Source organism: Variovorax pasteuri (assembly GCF_051216435.1).
Taxonomy (GTDB): domain Bacteria; phylum Pseudomonadota; class Gammaproteobacteria; order Burkholderiales; family Burkholderiaceae_C; genus Variovorax.
This window is the reverse complement of record NZ_JBPJZS010000002.1, coordinates 572,400-596,453: the sequence shown is the minus strand read 5'-3', so window position 1 is coordinate 596,453 and position 24,054 is coordinate 572,400. Positions and strand designations below refer to the sequence as shown.

At 68.8% G+C, this 24,054-nt stretch carries 14 protein-coding genes; 11 read left to right on the top strand and 3 right to left on the bottom strand.

Annotated elements, in window-relative coordinates; all coding sequences use genetic code 11:
• Positions 1 to 126 precede the first annotated feature (126 nt).
• Entirely contained in the window at positions 127 to 1,836 is a 1,710-nt protein-coding gene (locus ACSFBM_RS09885) for an alpha/beta hydrolase (protein WP_435484190.1), read from the bottom strand.
• Between the two features lie 199 nt (positions 1,837 to 2,035).
• Between ACSFBM_RS09885 and ACSFBM_RS09880 the strand changes: the two genes are divergently transcribed.
• The 9 genes from ACSFBM_RS09880 (at position 2,036) to ACSFBM_RS09840 (ending at position 20,273) form a co-directional block, all read left to right on the top strand.
• Positions 2,036 to 2,302, top strand: a complete 267-nt coding sequence (locus tag ACSFBM_RS09880; RefSeq protein ID WP_435484189.1) for a hypothetical protein — start codon at positions 2,036 to 2,038, stop codon at positions 2,300 to 2,302.
• A 167-nt stretch (positions 2,303 to 2,469) separates the two neighbouring features.
• Positions 2,470 to 4,386: a 1,4-alpha-glucan branching protein GlgB gene (gene glgB, locus ACSFBM_RS09875; protein ID WP_435484188.1), complete on the top strand. Its 1,917-nt coding sequence runs from the start codon at positions 2,470 to 2,472 to the stop codon at positions 4,384 to 4,386.
• Positions 4,383 to 6,434: an alpha-1,4-glucan--maltose-1-phosphate maltosyltransferase gene (locus ACSFBM_RS09870; RefSeq protein WP_435484187.1), complete on the top strand. Its 2,052-nt coding sequence runs from the start codon at positions 4,383 to 4,385 to the stop codon at positions 6,432 to 6,434. Before glgB ends, ACSFBM_RS09870 begins: the two co-directional genes overlap by 4 nt.
• A gap of 12 nt (positions 6,435 to 6,446) precedes the next feature.
• A complete protein-coding gene (gene treS / locus ACSFBM_RS09865) occupies positions 6,447 to 9,785 on the top strand; it encodes a maltose alpha-D-glucosyltransferase (RefSeq protein WP_435484186.1) in 3,339 nt (1,112 codons plus the stop codon).
• 34 nt (positions 9,786 to 9,819) lie between these two features.
• On the top strand, positions 9,820 to 10,608 hold the full coding sequence (locus tag ACSFBM_RS09860) for a mechanosensitive ion channel family protein (protein WP_435484185.1): 789 nt from the start codon (positions 9,820 to 9,822) through the stop codon (positions 10,606 to 10,608).
• Positions 10,609 to 10,656: 48 nt separating this feature from the next.
• Positions 10,657 to 12,819, top strand: a complete 2,163-nt coding sequence (glgX, locus tag ACSFBM_RS09855) for a glycogen debranching protein GlgX (RefSeq protein ID WP_435484184.1) — start codon at positions 10,657 to 10,659, stop codon at positions 12,817 to 12,819.
• Between the two features lie 38 nt (positions 12,820 to 12,857).
• On the top strand, positions 12,858 to 14,675 hold the full coding sequence (treZ, locus tag ACSFBM_RS09850) for a malto-oligosyltrehalose trehalohydrolase (protein WP_435484183.1): 1,818 nt from the start codon (positions 12,858 to 12,860) through the stop codon (positions 14,673 to 14,675).
• Between the two features lies 1 nt (position 14,676).
• The gene (locus ACSFBM_RS09845; protein WP_435484788.1) at positions 14,677 to 19,851 is read left to right on the top strand and encodes a malto-oligosyltrehalose synthase; all 5,175 of its coding nucleotides are present in this window, start codon (positions 14,677 to 14,679) and stop codon (positions 19,849 to 19,851) included.
• A gap of 98 nt (positions 19,852 to 19,949) precedes the next feature.
• Positions 19,950 to 20,273, top strand: a complete 324-nt coding sequence (locus ACSFBM_RS09840) for a cell envelope biogenesis protein TolA (RefSeq protein ID WP_435484182.1) — start codon at positions 19,950 to 19,952, stop codon at positions 20,271 to 20,273.
• A gap of 37 nt (positions 20,274 to 20,310) precedes the next feature.
• Here the strand turns inward: ACSFBM_RS09840 and ACSFBM_RS09835 are convergent, their stop codons facing one another.
• A complete protein-coding gene (locus ACSFBM_RS09835) occupies positions 20,311 to 20,517 on the bottom strand; it encodes a hypothetical protein (protein ID WP_435484181.1) in 207 nt (68 codons plus the stop codon).
• A 147-nt stretch (positions 20,518 to 20,664) separates the two neighbouring features.
• On the opposite strand from ACSFBM_RS09835, the gene ACSFBM_RS09830 reads away from it, so the two are divergent.
• Complete coding sequence (locus tag ACSFBM_RS09830; RefSeq protein WP_435484180.1) at positions 20,665 to 23,208, top strand: excinuclease ABC subunit UvrA; 2,544 nt, start codon at positions 20,665 to 20,667, stop codon at positions 23,206 to 23,208.
• On the opposite strand, the gene ACSFBM_RS09825 is transcribed toward ACSFBM_RS09830, so the two are convergent.
• Positions 23,189 to 23,425: a hypothetical protein gene (locus tag ACSFBM_RS09825; RefSeq protein ID WP_435438458.1), complete on the bottom strand. Its 237-nt coding sequence runs from the start codon at positions 23,423 to 23,425 to the stop codon at positions 23,189 to 23,191. The genes ACSFBM_RS09830 and ACSFBM_RS09825 overlap by 20 nt on opposite strands.
• A 137-nt stretch (positions 23,426 to 23,562) precedes the next feature.
• On the opposite strand from ACSFBM_RS09825, the gene ACSFBM_RS09820 reads away from it, so the two are divergent.
• Entirely contained in the window at positions 23,563 to 23,835 is a 273-nt protein-coding gene (locus tag ACSFBM_RS09820) for a hypothetical protein (protein WP_435484179.1), read from the top strand.
• Positions 23,836 to 24,054: the final 219 nt, after the last annotated feature.

The following is a 24,054-nucleotide window of genomic DNA, read 5'->3' as shown; positions in this document are numbered from 1 at the left end:
AACGGCCTGCACAAGCGCTGCGCTTGAGGAAAATCCTAGGGAGCCCCGAAAGTGCGGCGACAGCGCATTCACGCTGTCGTGGTGTAGGCAGCCACCGACGGGCGGCCGCCCAGGGTCATCGTTCGTTCATGGCACCTTGCCGGTGTTCCCCGCGGGCCTGGGCCGCGACGAGGGCTCCCACGAATCCGGCGTGGTCGCCACCAGCGACTTGAAGTCCTTCCATTTTTTGGCGCCCGGAATGGTGCGCCCGCCCACGATCACCGCCTTGGCATACGCCACCATGCGCTCGCGCAGGTAGGCCCGGTCGGACTCGGGCCAGGTCTCGATCGAATGCGGGCCGCGCGCCACCACGATCTCCTTCAGCCCGCGGATGCGGTTGTAGGCGGCCACGGTGCCCTCCAGCGTCTCGGCGCGGTCCCACAGGCCCTTGCCGAAGAAGGCGGCGGGCCAGCGGTCCATGCCCGCCAGCGTGGACGAGTTCGGGTAGAACACGATGTGGTGGTCGGCCGCCATGCCGCCAAGGAACGGGTTGCGGTCGGCCAGGTCGGGCGAGTCGCCCACGTAGCCCGGGCCGCTGGCGAACGACGACAGCAGGATGGCGCCGCGGATGTTGCGCATGCCCTTGGGCGGCGTGCAGTTGGGCTCGGGCATGTCGAAGCTGCACTGGGCCACGTAGTTGCGCGTCATGGCCCACGCAGTGGACATGGAGCCGCGCGAGTAGCCGCCCAGCACCAGCGGGATCTCGCTGGCCGGCATGCCCGCGAGCAGCCGCCCGCGCGTGGCGTCGCCTTCGAGCAGCTGGCCCTGGGGCGTGAGGATGCGCAGCCCGCGCCCGGTGTCCAGCGCGGTGAGCGCGCGGAACACGTCCTCGCCTTGCTCCAGCGTGTTGGTGTCGCTGAAGCCGCCCGACAGCCCCTCGCCGCGGCGGTCGTAGGCCAGCACGTCGTAGCCCGCCTGGTTCAGCGCGTACAGGTTCTCGCGCCACCAGCGCTGGCCCATGGTCTCGGTGGTCGCGTTGGGGAAGCTCACGGGCGCGGTCTTGCCGGTCTTCTGGTCGATGCGGTAGGCCACCTCGTCCGGATGCTGGATGGCCGTGAGCTGGCCGCCGCCACCCGGCGCCATGATGACCAGCGCGCGCGTCTTCTTGCCCTTGCCGGCGTCCACGCCCGCGCCTTCGATGTACCAGCCGCGCAGCTTGATGTCACCGGTCATCTTCAGGTCGATGCGCTCGAAGGCGTCGTGCGGCACCGTGAACTCGACGATGCTGGTTCGCGCATCGGCCTCGGCAATGCCTTCGCGGTAGGGCGCCTTGGCGAAGAAGGCAGGGCGGCGGATGGCCTTCAGGTCGACCTGGCCTTCGGGGTCGATCCTGCCCGACGGGTCGACCACGCCGGTCGAGCGCGTGGCGCGCTCCTTGTTGGGCGGCAGCCAGCGCTGCATCTGCGCGTCGATGCGCTTGAAGCAGGCCGCGTCTGCCTTGCAGGCGCGCCAGCGGGCCTTGAGCTTTTCGTCGGTGAACTCGCTGACGTGGTAGTCGCCGCCTGCGTAGTCGGCCGGCGTGGGGTTGGCCGTCATGAGCACGGGCACGCACACCTTGGTGCCATTGCCACCTTCACCGGAGCCCTTGCCCTGCGGCAGCAGGTAGCCGCCCATCATGGCGTTGCGGTCGGTGCCGACCCATGCAGTGCAGTCGGTGGGCGGGGGCTTGCTGGCGCTGGCTTGCCGCTGCGCTTCGGTGGTGGCGGAGGTGCAGGCGCCGAGCAAAAGCAGCGCCGCAAGGCCGGACGCCGTGGCGCAGCGGGGGAGCAGCACGTGCCGCGTTTTCAATTCGGTCATCGAGACGGGGTCTCCGGAAATCTGGAGGCACCATCTTCGCCGCATTGGCGCCGCGCCACCAAAGCCAACACGCCCTGTGCGTGCAAGCGCGCGCCTTGCCGTGCGTAGGAAATTTCCTGCACGCGCACGGGCCAATGTCCACTCTCCAACGGCCGCAGGTGCGCGCTCAATCTGCCCCGAATTACAGGAGACAAGACAGATGAATTTCGAAGGCATCTACTGCTTCGACACGGCGAGCGTGCGCTTCGCCGTCTACCCCGAAGGCCCGGGCGGCGCGCGCGTCATCGTGCAGATCTCCGAGCACACCCTGCACGACGGGTTCGGAACGCGCGAGGTCGGCGACCGTCTGCTGGAGGTGTGCCGCAAGCACTTCCAGGTGATCGAGCCCGCGGCCATTGCACGCTACCGGGCCGCGCCGCGCAGCCCCATCACGCTGACCCTCGACGACTTCGCACTGCACGCTTGAGCGGGCGCCGGGCGAGACGCCGGCATACGGGCAACTCTCCGACAAGGCGAGTAGGTTCAGACCGTACCCACGGCATGCGGCACCGCCGCAAATTGAGTTTCCGCCAGACGAAAAACGCAAATGTTCCTCGAACAGGCGTGTCGCTGGCCCTCAATCAAGGAACGCCGGTGCCTCTGAACCATTCACTCCTGGGCGAGCGAGACGCCTATCTTTTCCACGAAGGAACCCACGCCCGCCTGTACGACCTGCTGGGTTCCCACCCGCAGCCCGGTGGCGGCGTGAATTTCGCGGTGTGGGCGCCCAACGCCGAATCGGTGTCGGTGGTCGGCGACTGGAACTACTGGTCCGGCAAAGCAGACCCTCTGTCACCCAGCCCCGACAACACCGGCATCTGGCAGGGGCATGTGCCCCAGGCCGCGCTCGGGCAGACCTACAAGTACCGCATTCGTTCGCGCTTTGCTGGCTACACCGTCGACAAGGCCGACCCCGTGGCCTTCAGCGCCGAATTGCCGCCGGCCACCGGCTCGCGCATCTGCGAACTCTCGTACGAATGGAACGACGACGAATGGATGGCCACGCGCGGCGCGAACAACGCGCTGGACGCGCCACAGTCGGTCTACGAGGTGCACCTGGGCTCGTGGCGCCGGCATGACGGGCAGTTCCTCGGCTACCGCGAGCTGGCGCACGAACTGGGCGCCTACGTGAAGAAGATGGGCTTCACCCACGTGGAGCTCATGCCCGTGACCGAGCACCCGTTCTACGGTTCGTGGGGCTACCAGACCACCGGCTACTTCGCGCCCACCGCGCGCTACGGTTCGCCGCAGGACTTCATGTACATGGTCGATCACCTGCACCAGCAGGGCATCGGCGTGCTGCTGGACTGGGTGCCCTCTCACTTCCCGACGGACGAGCACGGCCTGGGCTACTTCGACGGCACGCACCTCTACGAGCATGCGGATCCGCGCCAGGGCTTCCATCCGGAGTGGAGCTCCAGCATCTTCAACTACGGCCGTCCCGAGGTGCGCAGCTTCCTGGTGTCTTCGGGACTGTTCTGGCTCGACCTGTACCACCTCGACGGGCTGCGCGTGGACGCGGTGGCCTCGATGCTCTACCTCGACTACGCGCGCAAGCACGGCGAGTGGATCCCCAACCGCCACGGCGGGCGCGAGAACCTGGAAGCCATCGACTTCCTGCGCACGCTCAACCGCGCCGTGTACCGCGAGTTCCCCGACACGCTCACCGTGGCCGAGGAGTCGACCGCCTGGCCGCGCGTGTCCCGCCCGACCGACATGGACGGCCTGGGCTTCGGCGAGAAATGGAACATGGGGTGGATGCACGACACGCTGGACTACATGAAGGAAGACCCGGTCAATCGCAAGTACCACCACCACAAGCTGACCTTCTCGCTGGTGTATGCCTTCAACGAGAACTTCGTGCTACCGCTCTCGCACGACGAGGTGGTGCACGGCAAGGGTTCGCTCATCAACAAGATGCCGGGCGACAACTGGCAGCAGTTCGCCAACCTGCGCGCGCTGTTCGGCTTCATGTGGGCGCACCCGGGCAAGAAGCTGCTGTTCATGGGCGGCGAGTTCGGCCAGCGCCGCGAATGGACGCACGACGGCGAGCTCGAATGGTGGGTGACCGAGCAGACCGGCCACGGCGGCCTGCAACGGCTGGTGGCGCAGCTCAACCGCGTGTACCGCGAGGCGCCCGCGCTGCACCAGCTCGACTTTTCCGCGGCCGGCTTCGAGTGGATCACCGCGGACGATGAAGAGAAAAGCGTGTTCGCCTTCTTGCGCAAGTCCGCCGACGGCAGCCCGCCGCTGCTGGTGGTCTGCAACATGACGCCGGTACCGCGAACCAACTACGTGCTGGGAGTGCCGGGCGGCATCGACGGCGTTCTGGGCGGCAGTTTCTGGCGCGAAGTCGTCAACACCGACGCGGCCGAGTTCGGCGGCACGGGCTGGGGAAATCTCGGCGGCGTGGAAGCCGCCCCTGTGCGCTCGCATGGCCGCATGCAGTCGGTGAGCCTGACCCTGCCGCCCCTTTCGACGCTGATCCTGGAGCAACGCACCACACCATGAAGAACATCTTTGCCACCCGCCAGACCCCCGTGGCGAGCGACATCGCGGACGCGCACGGCAACGTGCGCGCGGTGATCGACGCCGTGCTGCCCGCCGTGGACAACGGCCGCTTCCCCGTGAAATGCGTGGCCGGCGAGCGCGTGCGCGTGCGCGCGCACTGCTTCACCGACGGGCACGACGTGCTGCGCGTGCAGCTGTGCTGGCGCGCGCACGACCAGGCCGCGTTCCGCGAAGTGCCCATGAAGCCGCTGGGCAACGACGTGTGGGAGGCTGCCTTCTCGCCACCCGCGCTCGGCCGCTACGTCTATACCGCCGTCGCCTGGGTCGACCCCTTCGAGTCGTGGCGCAGCGAAATGGCGCGCCGCGTCGACCCCGACGACGTGCGCATCGCCTCGCAGGTGGGCGCGCTCGAGATCGCGGCTGCCGCCGGGCGAGCCGATGGTGCCGACAAGACGGCGCTGCAGCGCTGGGCCACCGAACTCGACGCCGTGGCCGCCACGCCCGGTGCCGACGCCGTGTCGCTGAAGGCGCTGGCGCTGGACGACGAACTGGCAGACACCGCGCGCCGCCATCCCGACCGTCGCCACGAGGCGCGTTACCCGGTCGAGCTGCCGCTGGTGGCCGACCGCGAGCGCGCTCGCTTCAGCACCTGGTACGAACTGTTCCCGCGCTCCGCCGGCACCGAGCCCGGCGTGCACGGCACCTTCAAGGACGTGGAGGCGCGCCTGCCGGCCATCGCCGCGATGGGATTCGACGTGCTGTACTTCCCGCCGATCCACCCCGTGGGCCGCGTGCAGCGCAAGGGCCCCAACAACAAGCTGGTGAGCGGGCCGCAGGACGTGGGGAGCCCCTGGGCCATCGGCGCGGCCGAAGGCGGGCACAAGGACATCCTGCCCGCGCTGGGCACGCCGCAGGACTTTCGCCAGCTGCTCGCGCGCGCGGCCGACCACGGCCTGGAGGTTGCGCTGGACATCGCCTTCCAGTGCGCCCCCGACCATCCGTACGTGAAGGAACACCCCGACTGGTTCCGATGGCGGCCCGACGGCAGCGTGCAGTACGCGGAGAACCCGCCCAAGAAGTACCAGGACATCTACCCTTTCAACTTCGAGTGCGAGGACTGGCGCGGCCTGTGGACCGAGCTGAAGAGCGTGTTCGAGCACTGGGTGGGCGAGGGTGTGCGCATCTTCCGCGTGGACAACCCGCACACCAAGGCCTTTCCGTTCTGGGAATGGGTGATTGCCGAGATCAAGCGCACCCACCCCGACGTGATCTTCCTGGCCGAGGCCTTCACGCGCCCGAAGGTGATGCACCGGCTGGCCAAGGGTGGCTTCTCGCAGAGCTACACCTACTTCACCTGGCGCAACACCAAGGAGGAGCTGGTCGAGTACTTCACCGAGCTGTCGACCGCGCCGGGCATCGACTACTTTCGCCCCAACGTGTGGCCCAACACGCCCGACATCCTGCACGAGCAGCTGCAGGGCGGCGAGGCCTCGGTCTACATGTCGCGGCTGGTGCTGGCCGCCACGCTGTCGGCCAGCTACGGCATCTACGGGCCGGCCTACGAGCTGCGCGAGCACCTGCCGCGCGACCACGGTGGCGAGGAATACCTCGACTCCGAGAAGTACCAGCTGCGCCACTGGAACCACGACGACCCCGAAAGCCTGGCGCCCTTCATCGCGCGGGTGAACCGCATCCGCCGCGAGAACCCCGCCCTGCAATGGGACCGCACGCTGCGCTTCCTGCATGTGGACAACCCGCAACTGCTGGCCTACGCCAAGACCTCGGCCGACGGCAGCAACGTGGTGGTGACGGTGGTCAACCTCGACCCGCACACGCCGCAGTCGGGCTGGGTGGGGCTGGAGCCCGGCAGCGTGGGCGTGAGCCCGCCGTCGCGCGGCTTCCAGATGCACGACCTGCTCAGCGGTCAGCGCTTCATCTGGCAGGGCGACTGGCACTACGTGCGGCTCGATCCGCACAGCGCACCCGCGCACATCTTCGTGGTCCGTCGTCGCCATGGCGACGAGCGCGACTTCGATTACTTTCTTTGAGGTCGACTGCCCATGAATGCACCTGTCTCGCACATCGCACTTGAAACCGTGGAAATCGACACCAGCGACGATCCGCTGTGGTACCGCGACGCGGTGATCTACCAGCTCAACGTCAAGGCCTTCTTCGACTCCAACAATGACGGCATGGGCGACTTCCAGGGGGTGACCGCCAAGCTCGACTACGTGAAGGACCTGGGCGTCAACACCATCTGGCTGATGCCGTTCTATCCGTCGCCGCTGCGCGACGACGGCTACGACATTGCCGAGTACGAAGACGTGCATCCGCAGTACGGCTCGCTGGCCGACTTCCGCGAAATGATGGCCGAGGCGCACAAGCGCGGCCTGCGCGTCATTACCGAGCTGGTCATCAACCACACCTCGAGCGACCACCCGTGGTTCAAGGCCGCGCGCCTGGCGCCGCCCGGCTCGCCCGAGCGCAACTTCTACGTGTGGAGCGACACCGACCAGATCTACCAGGGCACGCGGATCATCTTCACCGACACCGAGACTTCGAACTGGACCTGGGACCCGGTGGCCAAGCAGTATTACTGGCACCGCTTCTTCAGCCACCAGCCCGACCTGAACTTCGACAACCCGGCGGTGATGGAAGCCATTTTGAAGACGATGCGCTTCTGGCTCGACATGGGCGTGGACGGCTTCCGGCTCGACGCCATTCCCTACCTGGTGGAGCGCGACGGCACGAGCAACGAGAACCTGCCCGAGACGCACGCCGTCATCAAGCAGTTGCGCGCGACCATCGACGCCGAGTACAAGAACCGCTTCCTGCTGGCCGAAGCCAACATGTGGCCCGAGGACGTGCGCGAGTACTTCGGCGACGGCGACGAATGCCACATGGCGTATCACTTTCCGCTGATGCCGCGCATGTACATGGCCATTGCGCAGGAAGACCGCCACCCGATCGTGGAAATCATGGCGCAGACGCCCGACATTCCCGAGGGCTGCCAGTGGGCGATCTTCCTGCGCAACCACGACGAGCTCACGCTCGAGATGGTGACCAGCAAGGAGCGCGACTACATGTACACCATGTACGCGGCCGACACGCGCGCGCGCATCAACCTGGGCATCCGCCGGCGCCTGGCGCCGCTGATGGAGAACGACCTCGACCGGGTGAAGCTCATGAACGGCATGCTGCTGTCGATGCCGGGCTCGCCCATCATCTATTACGGCGACGAGATCGGCATGGGCGACAACGTGTTCGTGGGCGACCGCAACGGCGTGCGCACGCCCATGCAGTGGAGCCCCGACCGCAACGCAGGTTTTTCGCGCGCCGACCCGCAGCGCCTGTACCTGCAGCCCATCATGGACCCGATGTACGGCTACGAGGCGCTCAACGTGGAAACGCAGGCGCGCGACGCCAGCTCGCTCTTGAACTGGACCAAGCGCATGCTGGCCGTGCGCAAGACCAGCCACGCCTTCGGGCGCGGCAAGCGGCGCTTTCTGAAACCGGGCAACCGCAAGATCCTGGCGTACCTGAGCGAGTACGACGGCGACGTGATCCTGGCTGTGTTCAACCTGTCGCGCGCGGCGCAGCCGGTGGAACTCGACCTGTCGGAGTTCAAGGGGCACGTGCCCATCGAGATGCTGGGCCGCTCGGCGTTTCCGCCCATCGGCGAGCTGCCTTACCTGCTCACGCTGTCGTCGTACGGCTTCTACTGGTTCAAGCTCACGGCCGAGGCCGATGCGCCCAGCTGGCACGAGCAGGGCGTGGCGCTGCAGGACTGGCCCACGCTGGTGCTGTTCGACGGCTGGACCAGCTTCTTCCGCGACCGTGTGATGCCATGGCGCATCGGCATGGCCGAGCGCATGCGCAACCAGTTCGAGCTGGACACGCTGCCGCGCCACATCGAGATCCAGCGCTGGTACGCCTCCAAGGGCGTGCCCATCCAGCGCGCGCGCATGACCGACCATGCGGTGTGGGAGGCCAACGGCCAGAGCTGGATGCTGCCGCTGCTGGCACTCGACGGCCCGCCCGGCGGCGCGACCTACTTCATGCCGCTGGCGCTCGCCTGGGAAGAGCGTGACGAGGAGCGCATGGCCGGCGTGGCGCAGGCCGCGCTCGCCAAGGTGCGCCAACAGGCGCAGGTCGGCCTGATGGGCGACGCCTTCTACGACGAGGCCTTCTGCCGCGAACTGGTGCGCGCCATCGGCCAGGGCGCCGAACTGGCCACGGGCAACGGCAGGTTCGTGTTCAAGCCCACCGCCGCGTTCGGCGAGCTGAACATTGACATCGACGCGCTGGCGGTCGGCCGGCCCAGCGGCGTGAGCAGCAACACCGCCGTGACGCTGAACGAAACGCTGTTCCTCAAGGGCTATCGCCACGTGCGCCTGGGCATCAACCCCGAGCTGGAGATGGGCCGCTTCCTGACCGAGGTGGAGTACCCCAACTGCGTGCCGGTGCTGGGCGCGCTCGAATACATCACCACCGACGGGCGCACCATGACGCTGGCGATGGTGCAGAGCTATGTCGCCAATCAGGGCGACGGCTGGGACTACACGCTGGGCTACCTGGAGCGCTTTCTGCGCGACGTGGCAACCACCGACGGCGCGGCACCCGACGGGTCCGACGTGGGGGCGGTGCACGGCGGCTTCCTGGCGCTGATGGCTACCTTGGGCCGGCGTACCGGCGAACTGCACCGCGCGCTGGCCACCCGCACCGGTGCGCCCGCCTTCGACCCCGAGCCGCTGACGGCCACCGACGTGGCGGGCTACCGCACGCATGCGGGCACCGACGCCACCGCCACGATTGCCTTGCTGCGCGAGCGCATCGGCGGGTTGCCGGCCGGCACGCAGGCCGACGCCAACACCTTGCTTTCGGCTGCCGACGCACTGCAGTCGAACATTGCGGAGCGGCGTTTCGTCGAGGGCGGCGCTGCCGTGCTGAAGAGCCGCTACCACGGCGACTACCACCTGGGCCAGGTGCTGGTGAAGGACAACGACTTCGTCATCATCGACTTCGAGGGCGAGCCCGCGCGCAGCTTCGAGGAGCGGCGCGCCAAGGGTTCGCCGTTGCGCGACGTGGCGGGCATGCTGCGCTCGTTCAACTACGCGCGCTGGTCCGCCCTGCGGCGCGTGGCGCAAAGCCCCGAAGAGGCCGAGAAGCTCGCCGCGCCCGCCATCGCCTGGGAGCAGGCCACGCGCGACGCCTTCCTGAAGGGCTATGCCGAGGCCATGGCCGCGCCCGACGGTGCGCCTCTCGACGCCGAGCTGCTCTCCCTGTTCGAGCTCGAGAAGGCCCTCTACGAACTGCGCTACGAGCTGAACAACCGCACCGACTGGGTGCAGGTGCCGCTGCACGGCGTGCTTTCTCTCATTCGCCCGTCGCGCGCCTGACACCACCCCCCATCAAATTCGGGAAAGACTCATCATGGAAAACTTCGGCATTCACCTGGAGCCGCTGCGCGCCATCCTCTACCAGGTGGGGGCATTCATCCCGCGCCTGCTGGTCGCGCTGGTGGTGGTGTTCGTGGGCTGGGTCATCGCCAAGGCGGTGCGGTTCGCGGTGACCAAGGCGCTGCGCGCCATCAACTTCAACGTGCTCACCGAGCGCGCGGGGCTGGACAACTTCCTGCGCCAGGGGGGCTGGCGGGGCGACACCAGCAGCGTGTTCGGGGTGCTGGCGTATTGGCTGGTCATTCTGGCGTCGCTGCTGATCGCCTTCAACGGCATGGGACTGAGCTACATCGCCGACCTGCTGGGGCGCATCGTATGGTTCGTGCCGAATGTGGCCGTGGCCTTGCTGGTGCTGGCCTTCGGCTCGTATTTCGCGAAGTTCGTGGGCGACGCGGTGGGCAGCTACTTTCGCGGCGTGAAGATGCAGGACGCGATGCTGTTCGCCAAGATGGCGCAGTACGCGGTGATGGCTTTCGTGATCCTGATTGCGCTCGACCAGATCAAGGTGGGCGGCGACATCGTGCGCGAAAGCTTCCTGGTGATCCTGGCGGGCGTGGTTTTTGCGTTGGCTTTGGCCTTCGGCCTGGCCGGCAAGGACTGGGCGAAGGCGCAGATCGAGCGTTGGTGGCCGCGCGAGGTCATCAAGGACGGCAAGACGCTGAAAGGCACGGCCCCGGTGACGCCCATAGACCCGGCGGGCCCGGTGGGCCCGGTGGGAAGTACCAACCCGCCGCCCCGTTTCGACGACCGCCCGCCGCGCTGATCGATGGACCCGATGCCTGCCTTGCCTTCGATTGCTCCTGGCCCCTGAATGACACGAAAAACCAATCCGACGATCACGGCCATCTGGCCCGGCAAGCCCTATCCGCGCGGCGCCACCTGGGACGGCGAGGGTGTCAACTTCGCGCTCTTTTCCCAGCATGCCCAGAAGGTGGAGCTGTGCCTGTTCGACGAGCGCGGGCGCCATGAGCTGCAGCGCATCGAGCTGCGCGAGCGCACCGACGGCGTGTGGCACTGCTACCTGCCCGAAGCACGGCCCGGCCAGGCCTACGGCTACCGCGTGCACGGCCCCTACAGACCCGAGGAGGGCCACCGTTTCAACGCGCACAAGCTGCTGCTCGATCCGTACGCGAAAGACCTGGTGGGCCAGTTGCGGTGGGGCGACGCGCTGTACGGCTACACCGTGGGCAGCAAGCGCGAGGACCTGTCTTTCGACCGGCGCGACAGCGCCCCGCTGATGCCCAAGGGCCGCGTGCTGGAAACCGCCTTCACCTGGGGCGACGACCGCCGCCCCTCGGTGCCGCGGCAGGACATGGTCATCTACGAGATGCATGTGCGCGGCTTCACCATGAACCACCCCGACGTGCCGCCCGAGCTGCGCGGCACCTATGCCGCGCTGGGCTGCGCGCCGGTGGTCGACTACCTCAAGCGCCTGGGCGTGACCACCGTGGAGCTGCTGCCGGTGCACAGCTTCCTGAACGACCGCCACCTGGCCGAGAAGGGCCTGCAGAACTACTGGGGCTACAACACCTTCGGCTACTTCGCCCCCGAGATGCGCTACAGCGCCTCGGGCAAGGTGAAGGAGTTCAAGACCATGGTGAAGACGCTGCACTCCGCGGGCATCGAAGTCATTCTCGACGTGGTCTACAACCACACCTGCGAGGGCAACCAGCTCGGGCCCACGCTGTCGATGCGCGGGGTGGACAACGCCTCCTACTACATCGCCAACGCAGAGAACCGCCGCTACTACGACGACTTCACCGGCTGCGGCAACACCGTGAACCTGGAGCACCCGCATGCGCTGCAGCTGGTGATGGACTCGCTGCGCTACTGGGCCGAGGAAATGCACGTCGACGGCTTTCGCTTCGACCTGGCCTCGGCCCTGGCGCGCGAGGCCGGCAAGGTGGAAAACCTCGGCGGCTTCTTCGACGCCATCCGGCAAGACCCGACGCTCAACCGCGTGAAGCTCATCGCCGAGCCCTGGGATCTGGGGCACGGCGGCTACCAGGTGGGCAACTTTCCGCTGGGCTGGGCCGAGTGGAACGACCAGTACCGCGACGGCATGCGCGGCTTCTGGAAGGGCGACGGCGGGCTCATCGGCGAAATGGCCAAGCGCGTCACCGGCTCGCAAGACCTGTACGGCTGGTCGGGCAAGCAGCCCAGCGCGAGCATCAACTTCGTCACCGCGCACGACGGCTTCACCTTGCACGACCTGGTGTCCTACAACGACAAGCACAACGAGGCCAACGGCGAGGACAACCGCGACGGCAACAGCCACAACGTGTCGTGGAACTGCGGCGTCGAAGGCCCCACCGACGACCCCGAGGTGGTGACCCTGCGCGAGCGCCAGAAGCGCAACCTGCTGGCCACGCTGCTGCTGTCCCAAGGCGTGCCCATGCTGCTGGCGGGCGACGAGCGCGGCCACACGCAGCAGGGCAACAACAACGTCTACTGCCAGGACAACGAGCTCGGCTGGCTCGACTGGTCGGCCACGCCCGAGCGGCTGGCGCTGACCACCTTCGTCGAACGCATGGTGGCGCTGCGCCGCGCGCATCCGTCGTTCCGGCGGCGCACCTTCTTCGCGGGCAAGCCGGCCGCCGGAGAGACCGTGACCGACGTGCACTGGCTCAAGCCCGACGGCGAAGAGATGCGCACCGAAGACTGGAACGACACCAACGCCCGCTGCATCGCCATGTACATCCCCGGCGGCGGCATTGCCGACCGCGGGCCGCGCGGCGAGACGCAGCACGACGACGACTTCCTGCTGCTGCTGAACGCGCACCACGACGAGATCGCCTTCACGCTGCCCCCGATGCCCCACGGCGCGTGGCGGCTGCTGGTCGACACCGCCAGCACCACGCCGCCGCCCACCACCCAAGACGCCGCTTCGCTCGCCCCTGCGTGGGCCGAGGCTTCCTATCCCCTGCAATGCCGCTCGCTCGTCGTGCTGAGTCGGCCGGACGTACGGCCATGACCATGTCGACCCCATCCAATCACCTTCACACCCATGCCATGCCTTTCGGCGCCACCGCGCACGATGGCGGCGTGGCCTTCGCCCTGTGGGCACCGTCGCAGCACGCCGTGCGGCTGTCGCACCGGCCCGTGGGCCAGGGCGACTTCACCTCGCACGCCATGGCACGCGACGCCGACGGCTGGCACCGGCTGGACCTGCCCGGCGCGGCGCATGGCGACAGCTACCGCTTCGAAATGCCCGACGGCTCGGCCGTGCCCGACCCGGCCTCGCGCTTCAACCCCGAGGACGTGCACGGCCCGAGCGTGGTGATCGACCCGCGCCGCTACACCTGGCGCGACACCGCCTGGCGCGGACGTCCATGGGAAGAGGCGGTGGTGTACGAACTGCACATCGGCGCGTTCACGGCAGAAGGCACCTTCAATGCCGCGCGCGAGCGGCTCGGCGAGTTGGCCGAGCTGGGCGTGACCGCCGTCGAGCTGATGCCGCTGGCGGACTTTCCGGGCAAGCGCAACTGGGGCTACGACGGCGTGCTGCAGTTCGCGCCCGACGCCTCGTACGGCACGCCCGACGAGCTCAAGGCGTTGGTCGACGCGGCGCACGGGCTGGGCCTGATGGTGCTCGTGGACGTGGTCTACAACCACTTCGGCCCCGAAGGCAACTACCTGCACGGCTACTGCCCCGAGTTCTTCAACCCCGAACACCGCACGCCCTGGGGCGCGGCCATCAACTTCGACGGGCCGAGCGCGCGCACGGTGCGAGACTTCTTCGTGCACAACGCGCTCTACTGGATCGAGGAATACCGCTTCGACGGGCTGCGCATGGACGCGATTCACGCCATCCGCGACGGCTCGCATCCGCACATCGTGCAGGAGATCCGCGAGGCGGTGCTGGCCGGCCCGGGCCGCGAGCGCCACGTGCACCTGGTGCTGGAGAACGACACCAACCAGGCCTCGATGCTCGCGCGCGACGGCCACGGCCTGCCCGTGGCCGGCACCGCGCAATGGAACGACGACCTGCACCACGCGGTGCATGTGCTGGCCACCGGCGAGCGCGACGGCTACTACGCCGACTATGCCGACGACCCGGTGTGCCGCCTGGCGCTGTCGCTGGCCGAAGGCTTCATCTACCAGGGCCAGCCCTCGGCGTTTCGCAACGGCGAGCGGCGCGGCGAGCCCAGCACGCGGCTGCCGTCGCAGGCCTTCGTGTCGTTCCTGCAGACGCACGACCAGGTCGGCAACCGCGCCTTCGGCGAACGCATCCACGCGCTGGGCGACCCGGTGCGCGTGCGTGCGGCCATGGCCTGCCTGCTGCTGTCGCCGCATGTGCCGATGCTGTTCATGGGCGACGAGTTCGCCGCTTCCACGCCGTTCCTGTATTTCTGCGACTTCGGGCCCGAGCTGGCCGAGGCGGTGTCCAACGGGCGGCGCTCGGAGTTCGGCGGCTTCGCCGCGTTCAAGGACGAGGCGGCGCGTGCGCGCATTCCCGACCCTAACGCCGAGGCCACCTTTCTCGCGTCCAAGCTCAACTGGCGCGAGCGGGGCGCGCGCATGCATTTCGAGCAGTTCAACGAAGTGCAGCAGCTGCTGGCCCTGCGCCACCGGCTGATCGTGCCGCGCCTGGCCGGCTCGACCGGCGCGGGCGTGTTCTTCTGTGAGAACGACACGCTGCGCGTGCACTGGGACCTGGGCTCGGGCCGGCTGCACATGCTGGCGCATTTCGGCGCGCAGCCGGCGGCGGCGGTTGCCGGCTCACCCGGCGCGGTGGTCTACAGCCACGGCGTGCAAGAGGAGGGCGGCGCGTTGCGGCTGGCCCACGGCGCGGTGCTTGTCACGCTGGAGGACGCGCACGGTGAATGACATGAACGAGGCTTTCCGCCGCGACGCGGCGGGCGTGCTTGCGTCGCTGTGCGCGCATTTCGGCATTGCCACCGCGTACAACGATGCGTTCGGCACCCGTCGCGAGGCCACGGCGCAGAGCCTGCTCGCGCTGCTGGCGGAGTTCGGCGTGCGCATCGAGAACGCGGCCGACGCGCACCACGCGCTCGACACCGTGCACCGCGCGCACTGGGCGCAGGCATTGCCGCCGGTGGCGGCGGTGGCCGCGGGCAGCACCGGTTGGCAGGTGCCGCTGCGCGTGCCGCACGCCATGCGCACGCTGCGCTGGCAACTGACCGACGAAGCCGGCCGCACGCAGCAAGGCGAGGCCGATGCCGCGTCGCTGCACGAAACCGCGCGTGCCGAGCGCGACGGCGAGTGGCTGTGCGAACGCGTGCTGCCCATGACGCTGGCGCTCGAGGCCGGCTACCACCGACTGCACATTGACGGCCTGCCCGGCGAAACCCTGGTGCTGGCCACGCCGGGGCACTGCTACCGCCCGCCCGCGGTGCGCGACGGCGGGCGCGTGTGGGGCCCGGCGGTGCAGCTGTACAGCCTGCGCTCGCCGCGCAACTGGGGCATCGGCGACTTCGGCGACCTCGACGAGCTGGTCACACGCATGGCGGCGCAGGGCGCGGACATCGTCGGCCTGAACCCGCTGCATGCGCTGTTCGCGGCCAACCCGGCGCATGCGAGCCCGTACAGCCCGTCGTCGCGCCAGCAGTTGAACGTGCTCTACATCGACGTGGAGGCGGTCGACGGCTTTTCTGACTGCGAGCCGGCGCGCCACCTGGTGCGCTCCGCCGCCTTCCAGGCCCGGCTCGCGGCCCTGCGGGCCGAGCCGCTGGTCGACCTGCCCGGCGTGGCCGCGGCCAAGCACGAGGTGCTGGCGCTGCTGTTCGAGCACTTCCGCGAGGCGCACCTGCCCGAGCTGGGCAAGCCCGACGAAGACGGCCTGGCCTTCCTGGCGTTCGTGGCCGAGGGCGGCGAGGCGCTGCGGCAGCACGCGTTGTTCGAAACCCTGCATGCGCACTTTCTCGCGGTCGATCCCGGCATGTGGGGTTGGCCGGTGTGGCCCGTGGCCTACCGCGACCCCGACTCGGCCGAGGTGACGGCGTTTGCGGTGCAGCATGCGCAGCGCCTGCAGTTCCACCAGTTCCTGCAGTGGCAGGCCGCGCGCCAGCTGGCGCAGGCGGCCGCGCGCTGCGAGGCGGTGGGCATGGGCATCGGCCTGTACGTCGACCTGGCGGTGTCGGTGGACCGCGCCGGCTCCGACGCCTGGACCGCGCAGGCCGTGCTCGCGCCCGGCGCCGCCATCGGCGCGCCGCCGGACGAGTTCAACCCCGCCGGCCAGAACTGGGGCCTGCCGCCGCTGCGGCCCGACAGCCTGCGGGCCGACGGCTACCGCTACTTCATCCAGACCCTGCGCGCCGGCATGCGCGGCGCGGGCGCCTTGCGCATCGACCACGTGATGGGGCTCATGCGCCTGTTCTGGATTCCGCCGGGCCGCGGCGCGCACGACGGCGCGTACGTGTACTACCCGCTGGACGAGATGCTGGCCATCGTCGCCATCGAGAGCCACCGCCAACGCTGCATGGTGGTGGGCGAAGACCTGGGCACGGTGGAAGACTCGGTGCGCGAGGCGCTGGCCAAGGCCGATGTGCTCTCTTACCGCCTGCTGTACTTCGAGAAGTTCGACGGCCAGCACCACGAGCACCACGAAGGCGGCTTCAAGCCGCCCGAGGCCTACCCGCCGGCCGCGCTGGTGGCGGTGAGTACGCACGACCTGGCCACCTTCGCCGGCTGGTGGGCCGGCCATGACCTGCGCGTGCGGCTTGAATTGGGCCTGTTCCCCGACGAGCGGGTGTTCGACAAGCAGCTGCTCGACCGCGCGCAGGAGCGCATCCAGCTGATGCTCGCGGTCGAGCGCGGCGGCCTGCTCAGCCGCGACGAGATCGCCGAGGCAGCCGGGCAGGCGGTGCCGCCCACGCGCGTGGTGGAGGCGGTGCATGCCTACCTGGCGGCCGCGCCGTCGGCGCTGATGATGGTGCAGCTGGAAGACGCAGCGGGCGTCGTGGAGCAGGCCAACATGCCCGGCACGGTGAACGAGCAGCCCAACTGGCGGCGCAAGCTGCCGCTGCCGCTGCGCGGGCTGGCCGAGAGCGAGCGCATGCAGGGCATTGCCGCGCAGCTGCGCGCGGTGCGCCCGGGCCTGCGATCGCGCGCCGGCGCCGTGGCGCCGCAAGACCTGCAGGCCTGCGTGCCGCGCGCCACCTACCGGCTGCAGTTTCACAAGGACTTCGGTTTCGACGACGCCATTCGCGTGCTGCCGTACCTGGCCGCACTGGGCGTGAGCCACGTGTACTGCTCGCCGATCCAGCGCGCGCGGGCGGGCAGCATGCACGGCTACGACGTGGTGGCGCATGAAGAGATCAATCCCGAGCTGGGCGGCGAGGAAGGCTTCGAGCGCTTCGTGCAGGCACTGGAGGCGCACGGCATGGGCCAGCTGCTGGACATGGTGCCCAACCACATGGGCGTGTTCGGCGCCGACAACGAATGGTGGATGGACGTGCTGGAAAACGGCCCGGCCTCGCTGTACGCGCAGCACTTCGACATCGACTGGCAACCGCTGAACGTGGAGCTCACCGGCAAGGTGCTGCTGCCCGTGCTGGGCGGCCACTACGGCGAGGTGCTGGCCAGCGGCGAACTGGTGCTGCACTTCGAGCCTGAGGTGGGCGGTTTGGCGCTCAGGTACTTCGACCACCGCTTTCCGCTGGCGCCCGAGCGCTACCCGACAGTGATGGCGCGCGCGCTCGCGCAGCTGGACGCGTCGGCCGACGACGCCGCCGCGCTCGCCAGCATTGCTGCCGCGTTCGGCCACCTGCCGGGCCGCGATGCCGTCGACCCCGAGCAGCGCGCCGAACGCGCGCGCGACAAGGAGCTGCTGAAGGCCCGCCTGGCGCGGCTCGCGCAGCGGCACCCCTCGGTGCAGCGTGCCCTGGGCGCGGCAGTGGCCGAGCTGAACCTGGCCACGCCCGCCGCGCGCGATGCGCTGCATGCGCTCATCGAAGGGCAGGCCTACCGGCTGGCCTACTGGCGCGTGGCGACGGACGAGATCAACTACCGGCGCTTCTTCGACATCAACGACCTGGCGGCGGTGCGCATGGAGCGCGACGACGTGTTCGAGGCCACGCAGTCTTTCGCGCTCGACCTGGCGGCCGCCGGCAAGGTGGACGGCCTGCGCATCGACCACCCCGACGGCTTGTACGACCCCGCGCGCTACTTCGAGAAGCTGCAGCAGGGCTACGCGCGCCGCGCGGGCCTGGTGCTGCCCGCCCACGATGCGCAGGGCCGCCCGTCGCGCCCGCTCTACGTGGTGGCCGAGAAGATCGCCGCCAACGACGAGGAAGTGCCCGTGGGCTGGCATGTGCACGGCACCACCGGCTACCGTTTTGCCAATGTGGCCAACGGCGTGCTGGTGGACACAGCGGCCGAAGAGACCATCGGCCATGCGTGGCGCCGCTTCACCGGCGAGACGCAGAGCTTTCATGCGCTCTCGCAGACCGGGCGTCGCGAGGTGATGCGCAATGCGCTGTCCTCGGAGCTCAACATGCTGTCGAGCGAGCTGCTGCGCATTGCGCGCGCCGACCGCGCCACGCGCGACTACACGCTCAATGCGCTGCGCCGCGCGCTGGCCGACGTGGCGGCCTGCATGCCGGTGTACCGCACCTACATCATCGACGGGCCGTCCGCGCAGGACGAACGCTTCATCGACGAGGCCATTGCCGGCGCCCGGCGCCAGAGCAGCGATGCCGACCGCTCGGTGTTCGGTTTTCTGCGTCAGGTGCTGCGCGGCCAGGCGGTGGAGGGCGCCTCGGGCGCACTGGCCGAACGCGTGCGCCGCTTTGCGGTGCGCTTCCAGCAGTTCAGCGCACCGGTCACGGCCAAGGGCGTGGAAGACACGGCCTTCTACCGCTACTTTCCGCTGAGCTCGCTCAACGAGGTGGGCGGCGAGCCCGACCGCTTCGGCATCGAGGTGGCCGAGTTCCATGCGCTGAGCACCGACCGCGCGCTGCGCTGGCCGCACACCATGCTGGCCACCTCGACGCACGACAACAAGCGCTCGGAAGACGTGCGCAACCGCATCGACGTGCTGTCCGAAATGCCCAACGAATGGGTGCTGGCGCTGACCCGATGGCACGGCCTGTGCCGCGACACGCGCCGCAAGCTGGAGGCCGACGACGCGCCTTCGCGCGCCGACGAGTACCTGCTGTACCAGACGCTGCTGGGCACGCTGCCGCCGGGCGGACTCGACGCGGCCACCGCGCCCGCGTATGCCGAGCGCATCTGGCAGTACATGCAGAAGGCCGCGCGCGAGGCCAAGCTGCGCACGCGGTGGACCCAGCCCGACGCCGAGTACGAGGCAGCGCTCGAAGGCTATGTGCGCGCCATCGTCTCCAACCTGGAAGCCGGTGCCTGCCTTTCGGACATCCAGCGGCTGGCCGACCGCCTGTCGTGGTTCGGCGCGTGGAACGGGCTCACGCTCACATTGCTGAAGTACGCCTCGCCCGGCGTGCCCGACCTGTACCAGGGCAGCGAGCTGATTGAACTGAGCCTGGTCGACCCCGACAACCGACGGCCGGTGGACTATGCGCTGCGGCAGCGGCAGCTCGACGAGTTGCGCGGCATGGCCGACGCAGCCGAGGGTGCCGGCCTGGCGGGGCGCATTCAGGCCTTGGCCGCTGCACCGCACGACGGCCGCTCCAAGCTGTGGTTCATCTGGCGGCTGCTGTCGCTGCGGCGCGCGCAGCCCGAGCTGTTCCGCGAAGGCAGCTACGAAGGCCTCACGGCCGAGGGGCCGATGGCGCGGCACGTCGTGGCCTTCGTGCGGCAGCATGGATCGCAGGCGCTGGTGGTGCTGGGGGGGCGGTTTTTTGTCGGCCTGTGCAAGGGCGACGCCTCGGCGCTGCCGGCATTGCCGCAAGGCGATGCCTGGCAGGACACCACGGTGCAACTGCCGGCGTGGCTCGAAGGCGAGGTGCTCGAGAACCTGCTGACCGGCGAGCGCTTCACGGTGGGGGCCGATGCCCTGGCGCTGCCAGACGCATTGCGTCATGTGCCGTGGGCCGCGTTCGTCGTGGTGCGCGCCGCGTCATGAATTGCGCCGGTGCTGACGCGACGATTTCCTACGTGGGCGGTAGTGGCATGCACGGATTCTTCGGTGTCCGTTTTTCATTACCTTCCCAGGAGCTTTCGATGAAGAAAATTGTTCCCGCACTGTTGGTTGCCGGCCTCATGGCCGCCACGGGCGCCTTTGCCCAGTCGAACCCGCCTGGCGCGGCCGTACCGCCGAACACGCCGGGCGTTGCCACCGGCAAGTCGGACATGGCCGGCGAGGCCCGCAAGGACCGTCGCACCCCCGGCCTGGTGAAGGCCCCGGGCGGTGACGAATCGAAGACGCCCGAAGGTGGGGCCATCGGCAACGACCGTGCGGCCGTCGCCGGTGAACGCCGTGCCGAGACGCGCGACGAGCGTCGTCCCGGCAAGCCGAAGCCCATGCCCGGCGGCACGCCCAAGTAAGTGAGCTGGCCCGGCTGGCAGGCGGCACGCGCCGCTGTCAGCCGGTGCTGGAAGGCGCGCGGTCGCGGATCGCGCTTTTCAGCGCGCGCTGGCCCGCAGACAGCGCCATTTCGTAGCTGTCTGCCGCGTCGAAGGCCTCGCCCAGCACGTGCGGGTGCTCGCCTCGGTCGTCGGTTTCGAGCAACTGCCAGACAAATGCGCCCGGCAGCTTCTCCTGGATGGTGAGTTCGATGGGATGTGTCATGGTGTGATCAACATGGCGCGTTTTGCCGCCCGTGTCTGTAGGCCTGCGGCGACGATAAGCGTGGCAAGCAAGCTGCCCGCCTTCCTACAGGGGCCCGTACCGCGGGCCGACCCGCACTCAGGCGCTATCCGCTACGCTGTGGCGCATATGGACCCCAGCGACCTTCACCACACCACCGACCGTTCCACCGAACGCTTCGTGCGCCTGCGCGGCGCGCGCGAGCACAACCTCAAGAACGTGGACGTCGACATCCCGCGCGACGCGCTGGTGGTGTTCACCGGCATCTCGGGCTCCGGCAAGTCTTCATTGGCCTTCGGCACGCTGTACGCCGAAGCGCAGCGCCGTTACCTCGAATCGGTCGCGCCGTATGCGCGGCGGCTGATCGACCAGGCGGGCGTTCCCGAGTTCGACAGCATCGAGGGCCTGCCGCCGGCCGTGGCGCTGCAGCAGCAGCGCGGCACGCCGAGCGCGCGCTCTTCGGTGGGCAGCGTGACCACGCTGTCGAACCTGCTGCGCATGCTGTATTCGAGGGCGGGCGACTACCCCGCGCGCCAGGCCATGCTGTATGCGGAAGACTTTTCGCCCAACACCGTGCAAGGCGCCTGCCCGGTGTGCCACGGGCTGGGCCGGGTCTTCGAGGTGACCGAGCAGACCATGGTGCCCGACGACTCGCTCAGCATCCGCGAGCGCGCCGTGGCCGCGTGGCCGCCCGCATGGCACGGGCAGAACCTGCGCGACATCCTGGTCACGCTGGGGCACGACGTCGACAAGCCCTGGCGCGAGCTGCCGAAGAAAACCCGCGACTGGATCCTGTTCACCGACGAGCAGCCGACGGTGCCGGTGTATGCCGGCTTCACGCCCGCGGAAACCCGCGCCGCGCTGCGCAGCAAGATGGAGCCGAGCTACCAGGGCACCTTCACCGGCGCGCGCAAGTACGTGCTGCACACCTTCGCCACCACGCAGAGCGCGCTCATGAAGAACCGGGTGTCGCGCTTCATGGTCGGAGCGCTGTGCCCGTCGTGCAAGGGCAAGCGGCTGAAGAAAGAGGCGCTGTCGGTGCGCGTGGCCGGCCACGACATCGGCGAGATGGCGCAGATGCCGCTGGGCGAACTGTCGCGCGTGCTGGCGCCCCTGGCGGCGGGTCAGCTGAAGGGGCAGGCGCAAGAAAAGCGCATTGCCGCGCAGCGCCTTGCGCATGACCTGCTGGAGCGGGTGGGCACGCTGCTGGGCCTGGGGCTGGGCTACCTGTCGCTCGACCGGCGCACGCCCACGCTGTCCCCGGGGGAGCTGCAGCGGCTGCGCCTGGCCACGCAGATCCGCTCCAACCTGTTCGGCGTGGTGTACGTGCTCGACGAGCCTTCGGCGGGGCTGCATCCGGCCGACAGCGAAGCGCTGGTCTCCGCGCTCGACATGCTCAAGCGCGCGGGCAATTCGCTCTTCGTGGTGGAGCACGACCTGTCGCTGCTGCGTCGCGCCGATTGGCTGGTGGACGTGGGGCCCGAGGCGGGCGAGAAGGGCGGCGTGGTGCTGTACAGCGGGCCGCCCGAGGGGTTGCGCGGCGTGCAGGGCTCGCACACCGCGCACTATCTTTTCGGCGAACCCACGCCGCGCCCCACGGCGAACCGTACGCCCACCGGCTGGCTTGAGCTGGCCGGTATCACGCGCAACAACCTGAACGGCCTGGCCGCGAAATTTCCGCTGGGCGTGCTGACGGCGGTCACGGGCGTGTCGGGTTCGGGCAAGTCCAGCCTGGTGACGCAGGCGCTGGTGGAGTTGGTGTCCGCGCACCTGGGCCACGAGCCGCCCGCGGCGGACGAGCCCGACGGCGAGGCCCAGGCCGCGCCGGTGGTGGCGCAGCGCACGGCCGGGCGCATCGTGCAGGGCATGGAGCGCATTCGCCGGCTGGTGCGCGTGGACCAGAAGCCCATCGGCCGCACGCCGCGCTCGAACCTTGCAACCTACACGGGGCTGTTCGACGCGGTGCGCAAGCTGTTCGCGCAGACCAAGGCCGCGCGCACGCGGCACTACGACGCCGGGCGCTTTTCGTTCAACGTGGCCAAGGGACGTTGCCCGGCCTGCGAGGGCGAGGGCTTCGTCAGTGTGGAGCTGCTGTTCATGCCGAGCGTGTACGCGCCGTGCCCCACCTGCCACGGCTCGCGTTTCAATCCGCAGACGCTGAAGGTGACGCTGCGCGGCAAGACCATTGCCGACGTGCTGGGCATGACGGTGGACGAGGCGCATGCCTTCTTCGAGGCCGATACCGCCATCGAGCGGCCGTTGCGCCTGCTGTGCGCCATCGGCCTGGGTTACCTGCGGCTGGGCCAGCCCGCCACGGAGCTGTCGGGCGGCGAGGCGCAGCGCATCAAGCTCGCCACCGAGCTGCAGCGCGCGCAACGCGGCGACACCCTCTATGTGCTCGACGAGCCCACCACGGGGCTGCATCCGGCCGACATGGACAAGCTCATGGTGCAACTGAACGGGCTGGTGGACGCGGGCAACACCGTGATCGTGGTGGAGCACGACATGCGCTGGGTCGCGGCCTGCGACTGGGTGATCGACATGGGGCCGGGAGCGGGGGGCGAGGGCGGGCGCATCGTGGCTGCGGGGTCGCCAGCGCAGGTGGCTGCATCGGGCGGGCGCACCGGACCTTATCTGCGCGAGTGGGTGCCACTCAATCGTCCTCGGTCTTGAACAGGCCGCGGATGTTCAGCCCTGCGAGGCACACCTGCAACGCAATCAGTGCCCACGCGCTGGTGTGCAGGCCCCATGCCACCCAGAGCACATTGCTCAGCAGGAAGACCCAGAAACCGACGTTGCGCTTCGACTTCTCGCGCGACGCGACAAGCCAGGCGGCGACAACTGAAGCGGCAAAGGCCGGCCATTGAATCAGCGAGAGTAGGTCTTCCATGGTGGACGACCGTAGTTCATCGCAAGGACAGGCCCGGGTGCTTCATTGCCGACGCCCGGCGTGGGCCGTCTCTCACACAGTGGCTTACAGGCGCGGCGCAGATTGAAGGTCGACTTCACAGAAACAAGGACCGCGCCATGGAAACGCAAACACCCGCCATCGAAGAACGGCTCATCACATTCAGCTACCAGGGGCGGCTCTTCCTGTGCCGCGCGGAGCGGCTGAACGACCAGACCTACCGGCCCGTGGTGGTGTGCCGTGCGCCCACACCCGACGGCGAAGACACGCAATTGCCCAACGACACCGACAACGCGTCGTACGGCTCCGAGGCCGAGGCGCTGCGGCATGCGGAGCAGCAGGCCGTGCGCTGGGTGCACGACCGTACCGGGGACGGGCAGGGGCCGCTGTGAACGGGTGAACAAGCTCGCAACCTCGGGTTGGGGTTGCAACCCGAACGCGCTCTGCCGGCCGTCGCCCATCCGGCGCCACCGAAAAGTGCCGGCAATTGCACGGCATTTCTCCGCGCTTGCGGTCGGCACCAAACCAGGTTGACGTCAATACGCAACTCGAATTGCCGGCAAAGTAATTCATAGGAAGTACGTGGCCGCCAAAGTTTTTCAGTAACCATT

Excerpts from the sequence above, each read along its gene's own strand:
- ACSFBM_RS09885 (WP_435484190.1), bottom strand. The coding sequence starts at position 1,836 with ATGACCGAATTGAAAACGCGGCACGTGCTGCTCCCCCGCTGCGCCACG.
- ACSFBM_RS09880 (WP_435484189.1), top strand. The coding sequence starts at position 2,036 with ATGAATTTCGAAGGCATCTACTGCTTCGACACGGCGAGCGTGCGCTTC.
- ACSFBM_RS09870 (WP_435484187.1), top strand. The coding sequence starts at position 4,383 with ATGAAGAACATCTTTGCCACCCGCCAGACCCCCGTGGCGAGCGACATC.
- treS (WP_435484186.1), top strand. The coding sequence starts at position 6,447 with ATGAATGCACCTGTCTCGCACATCGCACTTGAAACCGTGGAAATCGAC.
- ACSFBM_RS09860 (WP_435484185.1), top strand. The coding sequence starts at position 9,820 with ATGGAAAACTTCGGCATTCACCTGGAGCCGCTGCGCGCCATCCTCTAC.
- glgX (WP_435484184.1), top strand. The coding sequence starts at position 10,657 with ATGACACGAAAAACCAATCCGACGATCACGGCCATCTGGCCCGGCAAG.
- treZ (WP_435484183.1), top strand. The coding sequence starts at position 12,858 with ATGCCTTTCGGCGCCACCGCGCACGATGGCGGCGTGGCCTTCGCCCTG.
- ACSFBM_RS09845 (WP_435484788.1), top strand. The coding sequence starts at position 14,677 with ATGAACGAGGCTTTCCGCCGCGACGCGGCGGGCGTGCTTGCGTCGCTG.
- ACSFBM_RS09840 (WP_435484182.1), top strand. The coding sequence starts at position 19,950 with ATGAAGAAAATTGTTCCCGCACTGTTGGTTGCCGGCCTCATGGCCGCC.
- ACSFBM_RS09835 (WP_435484181.1), bottom strand. The coding sequence starts at position 20,517 with ATGACACATCCCATCGAACTCACCATCCAGGAGAAGCTGCCGGGCGCA.
- ACSFBM_RS09830 (WP_435484180.1), top strand. The coding sequence starts at position 20,665 with ATGGACCCCAGCGACCTTCACCACACCACCGACCGTTCCACCGAACGC.
- ACSFBM_RS09825 (WP_435438458.1), bottom strand. The coding sequence starts at position 23,425 with ATGGAAGACCTACTCTCGCTGATTCAATGGCCGGCCTTTGCCGCTTCA.
- ACSFBM_RS09820 (WP_435484179.1), top strand. The coding sequence starts at position 23,563 with ATGGAAACGCAAACACCCGCCATCGAAGAACGGCTCATCACATTCAGC.